A 15,056-nucleotide genomic window follows, 5' to 3' on the forward strand; every position below is an offset into this window, starting at 1 on the left:
GTCGTACGCCGAGCCTACCCGCGCGTTCGCGGCGACCCTTTTTCGGCGTCGGCGTGGAAGCGCGCCCATGGGTACCGGTGATCGATCCGACTCCGCGACGGCCCCTCGAGCCGACGGAGCCGGCCACCACGTCACCGAGGGGCAGGCACCCGAGGAGTACGGCGACCACCGTGGTGGCGAGGGCGACGACCACGAGCATCGGAGCCGATGGCCGCTGATCGCCGCCGCCGGCGCCGCCGGGCTCTACGGCGGGATCGCGATCGCCGTTCTCGGCACCGAAACCGGGCTCGTGCCACCGCTCGTCGGGGTCGCCCTCGCCGTCGTCGGCGCGGCCGTCCTGCTCGCCGGCATCGGCGGCTGGGTCCGGGAAGCGTTCCTGCTGCCGGCTCGAGACGCGGGGTCACCGGAGTCCCGCGAGTCGTACGTCTCGACGACGCTGCTCTTTCTAGTGACCGACGTCTCGACGTTCGGCGCGCTGTTCGTCTACTACGCCTTCGTCAGGGTCGGAGCGTGGCCGCCCGCGGAACTGCCGCCACTCGTGGGCTCGCTCGTCGCCGTCAACACCGCGATTCTGGTCGCCAGCAGCGTCACCTTTCACTACGCGCACACGGCCCTCGAGGCGGGAACTCGGCGACGGTTCCTCGGGTTACTCTGGACGACGCTGGCACTCGGGATCGTCTTCCTCGCCGGGCAGGCCTACGAGTACTACGAGTTCGTCACCGCGGAGGGCTTTTCCCTCGGCAGCGGCGTCTTCGGAACCGCCTTCTACGGTCTGACCGGGCTCCACGGTTTTCACGTCGCCCTCGGCGTCGGGGCCATCGCGGTCCTGTGCTGGCGGGCGCTGCGGGGCCACTACGGGCCGGACCGGGACACGTCGATCGCGACCGTCTCGCTGTACTGGCACTTCGTCGATCTCGTCTGGCTCGTCCTCGTGGCCGTTCTCTACATCGGGGCGTCGGTCTGATCCGCAGGAACCTGCTACGGACGTTCGTCGATGTCGGTCTCGAGGATCCGGAGCGTCGACGAGGGGCAGTCACAGAAGTCCGACTGGCCGAGCGGCTGGAGCGACCCGTCGGGCCAGACCTTCACGATACCGATCTCCCCGCAACGCGGACACGTCGCGGCGGCTCTGTGTTTCTCATCGGTGTTAGCCACCGGGGTCACCTCGAGAGGAATCGTACTACAGCCATCGTTGAAAAACCCCGGTCGCAGCTCCGTACCGGTCGGTCCGCTCTCGCCGTCGGTCGCCGGCAGCCCTCACGATCTCACCCTCGTCGCTCGAGGCCGACGGTGACGAGGTCGATTCCGGCGGGCAGCGAGGCCCCACGTCGCCGACGAGTACCGACCGGGACGGTCGAGTGACTCCTCTGAACTCGAAATAGCCATACAGGACCCGCATACGACGCGATCAGAGCGGTTCGCATCAGTTAGTTACCAGCCGCATATACGTTCAGTACCGGTCGTAACAGTACGTTATACCCCTGGCGCTGGGCAGGACGCCGTGGATGTTCTTCCAAGATCCGAAACTCCAGTACGAGGTCACCGTCGAACAGCCCGACCCCCACTTCGCGAAACTTCTCCAGCAGGCGATCGGCGGCCAGGAAGGCGAGATGCGCGTCGCGCTCCAGTATATGTTTCAGGCCTGGGCACTGCCCGAGGAGTACGAGGCCTACCGCAACCTGCTAATGGAGACCGCGGCCGAGGAACTCGGACACATCGAGATGCTCGCGACGGCGGTCACGAAGAACCTCCGGGACTCCCCCAAAGAGATGGGCGACGACGCCCAGGAGACGGCCGCCGCCGCGTCGATGACCGGCCAGAACCCCCGGCAGTTCCTCTCGGCCGGCGAGTCCGCCGTGCCCGTCGACAGCAACGGCGCGCCCTTTACCGGCAACTACATCGTCGCCTCCGGCAACCTCGCCGGCGACCTCTATGCGAACGTAATGTCCGAGGCGGCCGGCCGCACCCTCGCGACGCGGCTCTGGGAGTACACCGACGACCCCGGGATGAAGGACATGCTCTCTTACCTCATCGCCCGGGACACGATGTATCAGAACCAGTGGCTCGAGGCCCTCGAGTCGCTCGACGATCCGGTACCGGTTCCCGCGAGCTTTCCACAGGACGAGGAGAACCAGGAGGTCAACTACACGTTCATCTCGACCCGCCGCGAGGAACAGCCCAACCCCGACCACCCCTGGACGGAGGGAGAAGCTCCCGATGGGAAGGGACAGTTCTCCTATGCCGCCGATCAGCCGGGCGACGGCAACGTCGTCGCTCCCGACCCGGATCCGATGACCAGCGACGACCCGAACCGGACGGATCAGTAGCGCCGCCACACCGAGCGTCCGCCATCGAACGCGAACGCCGCCCTCAGTCCGACCGGTCGCGTCCCACCCGTTCCTCGAAGCCGGCCATCTTTCGGTAGATCGGCGGCGTCAACACGCCCGCGATCCCGACCAAGATCGCAATCGCTCCGATCGGGAACAAAAGCGGCGCGACCTCGAGACAACTGTTCTGGGACGTAATCTGCACGTAGTAGTCCTGCCCCTCGTACTCGACGATCGCCCCCTCGAGCAGCGCAGCTCGGTTCGTCACCTCGCCGTCGACTGTCGCCTCCCGAAGGGGGCTGTCGATCGCCTCCTCGAGGGCCGCCCGTTCGGCTGCCGAGACGTCCTCGGCGGGCAGCGTCTCGATGGTCGCCAGTGCGCCCTCGTACTCGTCGGTCGGTGTCGCCGATATCGTGGGCGCGCCACAGAGCCCGATCCCGTCCTGTACGACGACGTAGCCGCCGACGATCGCCAGCGGCAGCCCCACCGCGATCAGGACGACGCCGAAAAAGGGCGCGGCGTAGGTCAACACCAGCGACTCCGAGGCCGCCGTGGGCTCGAGCGGCCCCGTCTCGTCGGTAGCCGGAGGCTCCGGTCCACTGCCCGTCGACTCGTCGTCCGAACTCATCCGTCGTCCCCCGTCGACGGACGGCGCTGGCGGCCGCCCAGAACGGCGATCGTCCCGGCCAGCCCCAGCCCGTAGATCCAGTGAGCGACGATCACGAACAGGACGTACGTCACCAGCTCGAGTCCCGACTGGCCGGTGTAAAACGCCAGGGCGAACCCCGAGGCGATGACCGTCGCGTACCACAGCCCCGTCACCAGCGTCAACTCGCCGGGCAGGTACTCGCCCAAGGAGAGAAAGAGCAGGGGCCAGACCGTCATCCCACCGGCGAGAAACAGGCCGTAGCCGAGCGCGAGGTTCGCCGGCAGCCCGACGAACGTCGCCAGCGTTGCGAACGCCTCGAGATCGAACGCCCCCAAGGCTACCGCGACGAGGAGGACGACCGTCAACGCTATCGTGCCGACGAAGCCGCCGGCCGCACCCGTCCCGGCGTCGCTTGCCACCCGCTTTGCCACCGGGACGATCCGACCGTACAGCGACGGTGGACGCTCCCCCTGCGCGGGGACGTACGACGGCCGGACCTCCTCGGGTTCGCTGGGCGGGATGCCGCGCTCGCGCTCGAGGCGATCCTCGAACCACTGCCACTCGGGAGTGAACTGCTCGGTCGCTTTCAGTTCCCACGGGTCCGCCGTCTCGACGGGCGTTCCCTGGAAGTACGACCAGAGCATGTTGTATAGCCACATGAGGACGCTGATTCCGATGATGAACGCCCCGACGGTCGCGACGACCTGCAGCCCCGAATAGCTCGGCGGATAGGTCGCGTAGCGTCGGGGCAACTCGAGGAAGCCAAGCGCCATCAGTGTCATGAACGTGACCGCGGAGCCGACGACCAAAAGCGACGACTGGAAGATCGCGAGCCGCCGGTCGTACATCCGGCCGGTGAGCAGGGGATACCAGTAGTAGCTTGCGGCGAACATCATGAGCGGGATGATCCCCATGAGGATGAGATGGAAGTGACCGACGACGTAGTAGGTGCCGTGATAGACCACGTCGATCGGGATCACAGCGAGGAAGATGCCAGTGACGCCGCCGACGATGAATAGCCCGATCGAGCCGACACAGAGGATCGTGGGTGCTGCCAGTCTGACGTCACCGTTCCACATCGTCGTGATCCAGTTGAAGACCTTGATCGCGCTGGGGACGGCGATGGCGATCGACGTCGCCATGAAACTCGCCCGGACTCGAGGGTCGACGCCGGTGACGAACATGTGGTGTGCCCAGACGCCGAACGAGAGGACGCCGATAGCGATCGTCGAGTAGACGATGAACTTGAACCCGAACAGTTTTCGCCCGACGAACTTCGGCAAGATCAGACTCATCAGCCCGGTCGCCGGGAGGAAGATGATGTACACCTCCGGATGACCCCAGAACCAGAATAGGTGCTGCCAGAGGATCGGTCCCCCGCCCTCGACCGCGAAGAACGTCGTCCCGAGGTTGCGATCGAACAGCAACATGAGCAATGCGGTGCCAAGCAGCGGGAACGCGAAGATGATGATCGCGCTCGTAACGAGAATGTTCCACGAAAAGATATCGAGGTTCGCCCACCCGATCGACTCGTCGCGCTCGTAGACGACCGTCGTGATGAAGTTGAGCGCGCCGATCGTGGTCGCGATCCCGCTCAGGTGCAGCCCCAACAGGAGGAAGTTCGTCTGCGGATTCGGTGCCAGCGACAGGGGCGGATACACCGTCCACCCGATCGCCGGCTCCTTGAACGCGAGCAAGACCGACAGTCGGTCCGCCGGGACCACGACCGCAAGTATCGCTCCCGTGACCTCGGCGATGATGCCGAACCGAGCGAGCAACAACGACGGCGGTAACAGCCAGAACCCGACGGCGTTGAGCCGCGGAAACGCCATGTCGTCGGCCCCGATCAACAGCGGCAGGAAGTAGTTCCCGATCCCGAAGAACACCGGCGTCACGAAGAAGATCAACATCGTGAGCCCGTGCATCGTGAACAGCTCGTTGTACGTCCCCTCCGTCCAGAGCGTCGCCTCGGGCGTCAGCAGATGCGTCCGGATCATCATCCCGTCGATCCCGCCCCAGATCGCCGCGACGGTCCCGAACGCGATGTAAAGCAGCCCGATCTCACGATGGTTCGTCGTCGTCGTCCACCGAACGGCCGCCGCCTTCGCGTCGGCCAGCGAAAGCCGTCGCCGCCGCTCCCGAGCGTACCCGCCGTCCGTCGATGGCTCCGCTCGCCACCGCCGGGCGAGCGCGACCGTCAAGAGACAGCCGACGAGGACGAGCCCGAACAGCGAGACTTCGGCGAGCGCGCGGTTCATCGCCGCCGGTCACCCCCGATCGCTCGAGCGCGTCGCTCTCGGCCGCACATGGCGATGGGCTCACCATCGGCTCAAATAAATATGGCCCGGCGTTTCCCTGACTGTCACCGCCCGTGACACGCCGTTTGGGAGTATCCGCTGCTTACGACCACCCCACGCTCGTGACAGTTCACCGAATCACGAAGGCCGTATATTCCGCCGGTCGTCGAATCCCCGCCCATGGGTCACCGTCGACGCACGCTCGCCGCGCTCGTCGTCGCGGCGCTCTCGGCGCTTCTCGCGATCGGTCCGGTCGCCGCTCAGTCCGAAAACAGCGACCTCATCGACGGCCTCGAGTATCAACTACTCTATGTCGCCCTGCCGCTCACTCTCTTCGTCCTCCTGATCCTCGTCTACGCGGCCGTCAAGTTCCACGACAACGACGACCCCGAACCGACCACCGAGGACCCCGCCCTCGAGATCACCTGGACCGTCGCGACCGCGCTCATCCTCCTGTTCGTCGGCCTCTCGGGCTACAGCGTCCTCGTCAACCCCTACGTCTCCCCCTCGCAGGCCCTCGAGGGCGAAGACACCAGCCAGGAGGGGTTCGACTCGTTCGCGGACCTCCCCGAAACCGACGACGAGGAGATCCACGTCCGGGGCTACCAGTGGGAGTGGCAGGCCACCTACCCAGAGGCAAACGTCACGACCGAGTCCGAAATCGTGATCCCCGCCGACGAGGACGTCACGTTCTGGCTCACCAGCGACGACGTCATCCACTCGCTTTTCGTCCCCGATCTGGGCGTCAAACAGGACGCCTTCCCGGGAGACTACACTCGCGCCCGCACGATCGTCTCCGAACCCGGCCGTTACGACGCCGTCTGTGCCGAGTTCTGCGGGGCTGGCCACTCCCGAATGGACGGCTCCATCGTCGTCGTCGAGCGTGACACCTACGATCAGTGGCTCGCGGAGAACGAGGGTACTGTCACGGCTGCGCCCGATCCCGACTGAGACTCTCTTCGTGTGGGGGACCGAGCTACAAGAGTTAAACGGCCCACGCGCATAGGTCCGGTGCGTGCCTTCAGTCCCCGTCAGAGCAGACCCGTTTCGGGTGCGATGACAGCACGGCGAACCCGGGCACGCGACATCCGTCTACTGGAGGACTCCTCGAGTCCTTCCGCCCGGCACGAGGGTTAGCCAGCCGACGCGGCACGCCGCCACGGGATGAGGCTGGACGTTAGTGTTCCGGGCGACATTTTACTGCGACTGAGAGACCTCTCTACGAATTCTACTGGAAAGAACGACCACGTGAGCGGGCGGGAATGGGGTTTTCTCGGACGCCCATCCCAAGAGATAGCGTCACTATTCGATTATAGCGGCGATCGAAGAGCGGAATCCAGACTCAGCTCCGTATAAATACAGAAAACCCCGACAACCACTGGAGTGCAGTGGCTGTTCGGGGCTGAAAGTGAAAGTGAGTATGAATGGAGGCGGCGAATCGGGGTTCCCAGAGGGTCGCCCACTCCAGTACTGACCGAAACGCAGGCGAGCTTATCTTCCGTGTTCGGGATGGGTACGGGAGGCACCTCGCCGCTATGGCCGCCGTAACGCCGACTCACGGAATCGAACCGTGATCATTCCAATATCGGTGGTGTGTCTAAGACCGAGTGTACGTGTAGTCCAGTTTGCGTCCGGACCCGTTCGCGCGTCACGGATCCAATGCGATGTAGTGTATGAGTGTGTGGCTCGGCCGATTAGTTCTCGCGGGCTCAACACCTCGTTGCCTTGGTGCGTACACCCCGAGTCTATCGATCTCGTCTTCTACGAGTGGCCTCCGTGGTATCTCTTTTTCAGGTGGGTTTCGAGCTTAGATGCGTTCAGCTCTTACCCCGTGGTGCGTCGCTGCCCAGCGCGTGCCCTTTCGGACAGCTGGTACACGAGTGGCACCCAATCGTAGTTCCTCTCGTACTATACGATCGTTCCCGTCAGATACCGTTACACCCCCAATAGATAGCAGCCGACCTGTCTCACGACGGTCTAAACCCAGCTCACGACCTCCTTTAATAGGCGAACAACCTCACCCTTGCCCGCTTCTGCACGGGCAGGATGGAGGGAACCGACATCGAGGTAGCAAGCCACCCGGTCGATATGTGCTCTTGCGGGTGACGACTCTGTTATCCCTAAGGTAGCTTTTCTGTCAGCAATTGGCCGCATCAAGCAGCCTAATTGGTTCGCTAGACCACGCTTTCGCGTCAGCGTCCGTCGTTGTGCCGGACACTGTCAGACTTCCGTTTGCTCTTGCGCTCTGTTCCGCGTCTCCGACGCGGATGAGGAAATCTTGGGGCGCGCCCGATATCTTTTCAGGCGCGTACCGCCCCAGTCAAACTGCCCGGCTACCAGTGTCCTCCGCCAGGAGTGAGAGTCGCAGTCACCATCGGGTAGTATTTCAATGCTGGCTCGGTGGCCCGCTAGCGCGGGTACCTGTGTACCGCCTCCTACCTATGCTGCACAATGGCGACCACGTCTCAGTGACAGCCTGCAGTAAAGCTCTATAGGGTCTTCGCTTCCCCTTGGGGGTCTCCAGACTCCGCACTGGAACGTACAGTTCACCGGGCCCAACGTTGGGACAGTGGCGCTCTCGTTGATCCATTCATGCAAGCCGCTACTGAAGCGGCAAGGTACTACGCTACCTTAAGAGGGTCATAGTTACCCCCGCCGTTAACAGGTCCTTCGTCCCCTTGTACGGGGTGTTCAGATACCTGCACTGGGCAGGATTCAGTGACCGTACGAGTCCTTGCGGATTTGCGGTCACCTATGTTGTTACTAGACAGTCGGAGCGCCCGAGTCACTGCGACCTGCCCCATTGCAGGGCAGGCATCCCTTATTGCGAACGTACGGGACTAACTTGCCGAATTCCCTAACGTCGGTTGCTCCCGACAGACCTTGGCTTTCGCCGCCACGAGTACCTGTGTCGGATCTCGGTACGGACAGTGTGTTCGCCTTTTCACGGGCTCTAGGTTGACCTCTCTTGCGCTATCCTACCATTCGGTCGCTTCGTGCCATTACGGCTTCCACGAACTTCGATAGTTCGACCGGGCGAAAGCCCGGCAGAGGCGGCCCCAAAGCGTTGGCTTTGAGTACACACTGGCATAGGAATATTAACCTATTTCCCTGTTGTCAGCTTCGACTTACGGGCTGACTTAGGACCGGCTAACCCTCAGCTGATCAGCATTGCTGAGGAACCCTTACTCGTTCGGCCGTCGGGGTTCTAACCCGACTAACGCTGCTACTATGACCAGGATTTTCGTTACTGAACGGTCCACACGACTTCTCAGCCGTGCTTCCACCCGAACAGAACGCCAACCTACGAGATCACCAGTCTAAGTGGTGCTGCTAGGTCTCGGTGGTAGACTTGAGCCCCGATCATTTTGGGCGCCTCAAACCTCGGCCGGTAAGCTGTTACGCTTTTCTTAGAGGGTAGCTGCTTCTAAGCTCACCTCCCGGCTGTCTAGGGCTTGAGACCACCTTCGATCGCACTTAGTCTACACTTGGGGACCTTAACCCAGCTCTGGGTTGTCTCCCTCACGGTACACAGGCTTACCCCGTGCACCGGACTCCCTGCGTCGAGCGGCGTTCGTAGGTTCGGAGTTGGACAGGGGGGCACACTCCTCTCGGAGTGCGGTCCCCCAATCCGTCGCTCTACCCCACGAACTACCTCGGCAGAGGTGATGCTTCGACATCTTTCGGTTGGAACCAGCTGTTTCCGGACTCGATGGGCCTTTCACCCCTAGACGTAGGTCACGAGAGGGTATTGTAGGACACCAACTCTAACAGGCCTCCACGTGCCTTTCGGCACGCTTCGCCTTGCCCACGCCTAGATCGTCCGGTTTCGGGTCGTGCCCGTTTGACTCCCCGCGCTTGAACACGGCGGCCCTCGTGCAACGCACTGCGGCCATGTCGGTTTCCCTTCGCCTTCCCCGATGATCGGGTTAGACTCGTCAAACAGGCACACTCCCTGGTTCGTTTTTCAAAACGTACGACAGAACACCGGCTTCCCAAACTTCTTACTACAGGTTCGCACCTGATTCATTTCGTCCGGGACCTTGTGTGCCCTGTCGCTCCATCGCCAACTGATTTCACGCCCTATTGCACCTCCCTTCGTGGGGTGCTTTTCAGCGTTCGCTCACGCTACTTGTTCGCTATCGGTCTTGAGGAGTGTTTAGTCTTCGCGGTCGATGCCCGCGATATTCACGAGGGATATCCAACCCCCGATACTCTGGAACTGACTCGTTCCTTACTTGCCGACGGTACGGGACTGTCACCCTGTCTCGTGCTCTATTCCAAGAGACTTCGCGTCGCCGTTCGGGAAGTGATCGTCAGTCCGAACACCACATTGCCCGTGAGGGCTTCGGTTTGGACTGTGTCGCGTTCTTTCGCCAATACTAACGACATCGCGTTTGCTTTCTTTTCCTGTCGGTACTAAGATGTTTCAATTCCCGACGTTCCCCATTGCGCGAAGCAATTGCGGTGGGGATTCCCATTCGGAGATCCTATGTTCTTCGCCTCCGTGCGGCTCCCATAGGCTTATCGCAGCTTGGCACGTCCTTCGTCAGCTCTCAAGCCGAGCGATCCACCAGCTGGCACAGTAGCCACGTTCATCGGATCGGCGTTGCGACAGAGTCGCAACATCGTGACCCGGGAACGGGTCCAGTGGACGCCTGGACTACACGTACACACGGTCTCATCTGCACGCCGGTAGACGGCCGGCCTGCATTGACCCTTCCCACCCACGCTTGCGCGGGGTGGTGCATCGGTTCGTTCGGATTAGACCGAAATCGTCTGCCCCACTTAAGGGGCACGATTCGGTCCAACCCGAGCCATGGACCCACAGGGATTCGAACCCTGGGCATCCTCCTTGCAAAGGAGGCACTCTACCACTGAGCTATGGGCCCACGTCCGCCACAAAGGCGGACAGCGGGAGTAGGTGTTAGCCTTGGTAGTTCAAAGGTGCCCGATCGGCCACGACGTGGGTCGATCGAACGTGGACTGCGTGGCGCTACGCGCCACGACTTTTGGGCCGGGGCGACGCCCCGGTCCCGGTCTGTGGAGGTGATCCAGCCGCAGATTCCCCTACGGCTACCTTGTTACGACTTAAGCCCCCTTGCGGAGCCCAGATTCGACCGGCGTTGCGTCGGCCTCATCCGGACCCCACTCGGGTGCTTTGACGGGCGGTGTGTGCAAGGAGCAGGGACGTATTCACCGCGCCCTTCTGAGGCGCGATTACTACCGAATCCAGCTTCATGAGGGCGAGTTTCAGCCCTCAATCCGAACTACGACCGAGTTTCGGAGATTAGCGCCCCCTCTCGGGGTTGCATCCCACTGTCTCGGCCATTGTAGCCCGCGTGTCGCCCAGCACATTCGGGGCATACTGACCTACCGTTGCCCGTTCCTTCCTCCAGTTTGGCACTGGCAGTCCTCCTAATGTACCCAACCACCGCTAGGTGTTGCTGGCAATTAGGAGTGCGGGTCTCGCTCGTTGCCTGACTTAACAGGACGCCTCACGGTACGAGCTGACGGCGGCCATGCACCTCCTCTCAATGGCTCCGGTAAGGTCATCAACCTGACCTTCACTGCACATTGTCGATGCTGGTGAGATGTCCGGCGTTGAGTCCAATTAAACCGCAGGCTCCTCCGGTTGTAGTGCTCCCCCGCCAATTCCTTTAAGTTTCATCCTTGCGGACGTACTTCCCAGGCGGTCTGCTTCGCGGCTTCCCTGCGGCACAGCACAGGCTCGTAGCCTGTGCCACACCTAGCAGACATCGTTTACAGCTCGGACTACCCGGGTATCTAATCCGGTTCGTGACCCGAGCTTTCGTCCCTCACCGTCGGATCCGTCTTCCAGAGGCGCTTTCGCCACCGGTGGTCCGTCCAGGATTACGGGATTTCACTCCTACCCCGGACGTACCCCTCTGGTCTTCCGGTCCCAAGCCGTGCAGTTTCCACCGGACGCCCGCGCGTTGAGCGCGCGGATTTCCCGATGGACTTGCACGGCCAGCTACGGACGCTTTAGGCCCAATAATAGCGGTCATCACTCGTGCTGCCGGTATTACCGCGGCGGCTGGCACCGGTCTTGCCCAGCACTTATTCCGCGACCTCCTTACGGTCGCAAAAAGCGAGGACTATATGCCCTCGCACTTGGAGTCCCCCTATCGCACTCGCGTGCAGTGTAAAGGTTTCGCGCCTGCTGCGCCCCGTAGGGCCCGGTATCTTGTCTCAGATACCGTCTCCGGGCTCTTGCTCTCACAACCCGTACCGATTATGGGCACGGTGGGCCGTTACCCCACCGTCTACCTAATCGGCCGCAGCCACATCCTATGGCGCCGGAGCGTTTCGGATTCACACCACTCCAGGTCGTGAATCGTATCCCGAATTAGCCTCAGTTTCCCGAGGTTATTCGGATCCATAGGGTAGTTTGGCCACGTGTTACTGAGCTATCTGCTACGAGTCTGAACTCGTGCAACTAGCATGGCTAAATCGGACTCCAATAGCAATGACCTCCGGCAGGATCAACCGGAATGCTATTTGATCTCCCCAGTTGGGGAGGGTCTGTTGGCGGTGAATGTTGGTACACACTCACACATGGGTCCACGTTCGCTGACGCCGGTCGTGTGACCGATCGGGCGTCACCGAACTACCAAGGCTAACATCAGATCCCATCTGTACGGCGGACCGCAGGGGTGGAATCCTCATTTCCTTCGGACGTATTCGTACACCGTCTGGGGTACATAACCCCTTCGGGTTCGAACCATCCGAGATGACGGACCGAGTTGAACGGCCCGTCAATCACGTCGTCTTTCGCGTCCGTATCCGAGTACCCTCATACTTATAAGGACATCGGATCATGGCCACGCCGGAAACAACAGCCGGCAGGGATTTCCGCGTGTTATTCTGGACTGACCTGAAGTGAATAAGGCCATCATCCTCTGACGCCGACCGCTCGGTGTCAGCCACGGGAATCCGAATGCCCTCGAGCGAACGGATTGTGCGCTCGACAAGGGTGGATACGTATACTTCTTCCGTGCCGGAATACGGCCGGAAGACGCGGCGGCGAGCGCCGCGTTGTTCGCATTACTGTCGAAGCCGGGTGAACATATAAGGCCGTCGTCTCGAGGAAGCAGTGGGCTACGTTGGACAGTCACGCGGGCAGTCGTATTCGTAGGGTGTAAACGGCGGGCAAGCGATGGCGCTACGGCCGAGCGCGGCAGCTGTCGGCGGCGGTTGCGTCACTCGCGCGTCGAACGGTCCGACCCGATCAGCGAGTGAGCGATCCGTCTACAGCCGAGATAGAGATCACGGAGAACGGGCAGTCCGTCGTAGAGCCACACGAGGAACGCGATCCCGGCGAGACCGAACTGGATCCAGACGTACGTCGACACGTCACCGGCGAGCAGCGTCCGTACGTACCGCCCGAACAGCAACTCGAACGCCCCCAAGAACCCCCGCCCGGCGGAGTCCCCGGGAACGACGGCGATCGGCCAGAGTACGATTTCGACGTAAAGAACCCGCTCACTGGCGTAGGAGTATAGAATGTCGCTCGGGAGATGCAAGAGGTACCCGATCGGGAACGCGAGCGCGATCCGGGCTCGGCCGACACGGCGAGCGATCGTTCCGACGAGGATCGAGAGAGGGACGGCGAAGAACAGCGAGTGTCCGATCGCATAGCCGGCCTCGAAGACGCCGAACTCCCACGCGAGCGGTTTGTCGATCAGGTCCGGCAGGACCGACGCGAAGACGACGGCGAAGGCGTCGGGTCCACCGGGAGCGGTCCGGAAGACGAGGTGACAGATCAGCGAATACGAGAGATAACCGATTATCGCGTGTTCCCACGGCCACATTGGCCGGACGGTAGCGCGGGCGGCGAATAGTTATACGGCCCCTGCACGTCCGGAATCCCGGGACGGTGAGAACCGGGCCGGCCGACGGCTCGCGACTCAAGCGGCGACGCGACGGGTCGAGAAAGGTGATATTACCGGGTACGTCGTGGGGTGGTACGGTCGGATCTGAATTTAGTCGCGCGCCCGTGCGAGCGTGTGAACACCGATATAATTTAGCACCTGTGATCGTACGGTGGCACATGGATCGATCGGGATTCGTCAAACTCGCGGTCATCGCGCTGGGCCTCGTGGTCTTGAGTTTCTTCGTCCGGGGGATCAGTCGGGTCGTCCTCAGCGTGGAGACGGCCGAACTGCTGCAGGCGCCGCTCGCGCTCGTCGGCTTCGTCCTCCTCGTCTACCTCTTCGTGCGGGCGACTCTGGATTACGTCGGGATCTGGGAGGTCGAGAACCCCGACGCGTGAGACGATCACGAGCCCGTGGACCGACGGACGACAGGAGATGCAGTTCGTCGAGAGGGTGACGGCCCGCGAGCGGCCGTTCGGAAGGAAACCGTTTTTCGCCCACCCGACGAACTCGACCGTATGACAATCGATGTGCAGTCCATCGCCGATCTCGGGCCGGACGATCGCGGTGCCTTCTTCGAGCGCGACGCCGGTATCGAGGCAGTCAGAGATGACGTCCGCGGGATCGTCGACCGGATTCGAACCGAGGGCGACGTCGCCGTCCGCGAGTTCACCAGCGAGTTCGACGGGGTCGAAGTCGGAAACCTCGAGATCACCGACGACTGCGAACGAGCCTACGACGAGATCGACGACGGGATTCGAGCGGCAATCGAGACGGCCGCCACGAACGTCCGCGAGTTCCACGAGGCACAGTTGCCCGAGGACTGGCGACGCGAGTTCGACGCCGGCCGGGAGCTGGGCCGACGATTCCGTCCGCTCGAGCGGGTCGGGGTCTACGTTCCCGGCGGGTCGGCGGCCTACCCCTCGAGCGCGATCATGGGGGTCGTACCGGCGGTCGTGGCCGGCGTCGATCACGTCTCGGTCGTGACGCCGCCGGCCGACGACGTGAACCCGGTAACGCTGGCTGCGATCCACGCCGCGGGCGCGGACGCGGTTTACAGCGTCGGCGGCGCACAGGCGATCGCGGGACTGGCCTACGGGACCGAGACGATCACGAGCGTCCAGAAGATCGTCGGGCCGGGCAACAAGTGGGTAACGGCGGCCAAGGCCGAGGTCCGGGGCGACGTCGAGATCGACTTTCTCGCGGGACCGAGCGAGGTGGTCGTGGTGGCCGACGAGACTGCTGACCCGGACCTCGTCGCCGCGGAACTGCTCGCACAGGCGGAACACGATCCGAACGCCTCGGTCGTGGCGGTCACCGACGACGAGGCCACCGCCGAGGCAGTGGCGGCGACCGTGGACGAACGCGCGGGCGAGCGCGAGCGCGAGGACGTGATCCGGACGGCGCTCGCGAACGACGCCAGCGGCGTATTATGCGCTCGATCGATGAGCGAGACGATCCTCTTCACCGAGGAGTACGCGCCCGAACACCTCTCGATCATCGCCGCCGACGACGAGTCGCTGCTCGAGCGAATCGACAGCGCGGGCAGCGTCTTCCTCGGGCCGAACACGCCCGTGGCGGCCGGCGACTACGCCAGCGGGACGAACCACGTGCTGCCGACGAACGGCGGAGCGCGCGTCAGCGGCGGGCTCTCCGTCGAGACGTTCCTCCGGTCGACGACGGTCCAACGCCTCTCCGGCGAGGGGCTGGCCGACCTCGGCGAGACGATCACCACGCTCGCCGACGCCGAGGGCCTCGAGGCCCACGCCGAGAGCGTTCGGACCCGCCTCGAAGACGACGCGGGCGACTAGAGCACACCGCCACGAGTCGTAGCGTCCGGAACGCTGAGCTGGTTTTACGTGGCTGGGGGTTCGAAGTAGGAACC

Annotated in this window: 8 protein-coding genes, 1 tRNA gene and 3 rRNA genes; 5 read left to right on the plus strand and 7 right to left on the minus strand. The window is 62.9% G+C overall.

What is annotated here, in order from left to right; translation table 11 throughout:
- Nucleotides 1–67 precede the first annotated feature (67 nt).
- Nucleotides 68–964, plus strand: coding sequence for a cytochrome c oxidase subunit 3 (locus A6E15_RS08655; protein WP_076145533.1), 897 nt, complete (start codon nucleotides 68–70; stop codon nucleotides 962–964).
- Between the two features lie 541 nt (nucleotides 965–1,505).
- A complete protein-coding gene (locus A6E15_RS08665; protein WP_076145536.1) occupies nucleotides 1,506–2,327 on the plus strand; it encodes a manganese catalase family protein in 822 nt (273 codons plus the stop codon).
- A 43-nt stretch (nucleotides 2,328–2,370) separates the two neighbouring features.
- Here the strand turns inward: A6E15_RS08665 and A6E15_RS08670 are convergent, their stop codons facing one another.
- Complete coding sequence (locus A6E15_RS08670) at nucleotides 2,371–2,955, minus strand: hypothetical protein (protein ID WP_076145538.1); 585 nt, start codon at nucleotides 2,953–2,955, stop codon at nucleotides 2,371–2,373.
- Entirely contained in the window at nucleotides 2,952–5,234 is a 2,283-nt protein-coding gene (locus A6E15_RS08675; RefSeq protein WP_076145540.1) for a DUF6789 family protein, read from the minus strand. The genes A6E15_RS08670 and A6E15_RS08675 overlap by 4 nt, the downstream gene beginning before the upstream one ends.
- Nucleotides 5,235–5,453: 219 nt before the next feature.
- On the opposite strand from A6E15_RS08675, the gene coxB reads away from it, so the two are divergent.
- The gene (gene coxB / locus A6E15_RS08680) at nucleotides 5,454–6,224 is read left to right on the plus strand and encodes a cytochrome c oxidase subunit II (protein WP_076145541.1); all 771 of its coding nucleotides are present in this window, start codon (nucleotides 5,454–5,456) and stop codon (nucleotides 6,222–6,224) included.
- 474 nt (nucleotides 6,225–6,698) lie between these two features.
- Here coxB and rrf read toward each other — a convergent pair.
- The 5 genes from rrf to A6E15_RS08705 all read right to left on the minus strand — a co-directional run bounded on the left by rrf (nucleotide 6,699) and on the right by A6E15_RS08705 (nucleotide 13,108).
- A 5S ribosomal RNA gene (rrf, locus tag A6E15_RS08685) occupies nucleotides 6,699–6,820 on the minus strand.
- Between the two features lie 129 nt (nucleotides 6,821–6,949).
- A 23S ribosomal RNA gene (locus tag A6E15_RS08690) occupies nucleotides 6,950–9,871 on the minus strand.
- Between the two features lie 222 nt (nucleotides 9,872–10,093).
- Nucleotides 10,094–10,165, minus strand: a tRNA-Ala gene (locus A6E15_RS08695).
- A 152-nt stretch (nucleotides 10,166–10,317) separates the two neighbouring features.
- Nucleotides 10,318–11,790, minus strand: a 16S ribosomal RNA gene (locus tag A6E15_RS08700).
- The 16S, 23S and 5S rRNA genes sit together here with 1 tRNA gene alongside, the layout of an rRNA operon.
- 706 nt (nucleotides 11,791–12,496) lie before the next feature.
- Nucleotides 12,497–13,108 (minus strand): metal-dependent hydrolase, encoded by a 612-nt coding sequence (locus A6E15_RS08705; RefSeq protein WP_076145543.1) that lies wholly within the window; start codon nucleotides 13,106–13,108, stop codon nucleotides 12,497–12,499.
- Nucleotides 13,109–13,347: 239 nt separating this feature from the next.
- Between A6E15_RS08705 and A6E15_RS08710 the strand changes: the two genes are divergently transcribed.
- Nucleotides 13,348–13,569: a hypothetical protein gene (locus A6E15_RS08710; protein WP_076145544.1), complete on the plus strand. Its 222-nt coding sequence runs from the start codon at nucleotides 13,348–13,350 to the stop codon at nucleotides 13,567–13,569.
- A gap of 120 nt (nucleotides 13,570–13,689) precedes the next feature.
- Entirely contained in the window at nucleotides 13,690–14,982 is a 1,293-nt protein-coding gene (hisD, locus tag A6E15_RS08715; RefSeq protein ID WP_076145546.1) for a histidinol dehydrogenase, read from the plus strand.
- The last annotated feature ends 74 nt before the right edge of the window (nucleotides 14,983–15,056 follow it).

The organism is Natrinema saccharevitans (genome assembly GCF_001953745.1).
Lineage (GTDB): Archaea > Halobacteriota > Halobacteria > Halobacteriales > Natrialbaceae > Natrinema > Natrinema saccharevitans.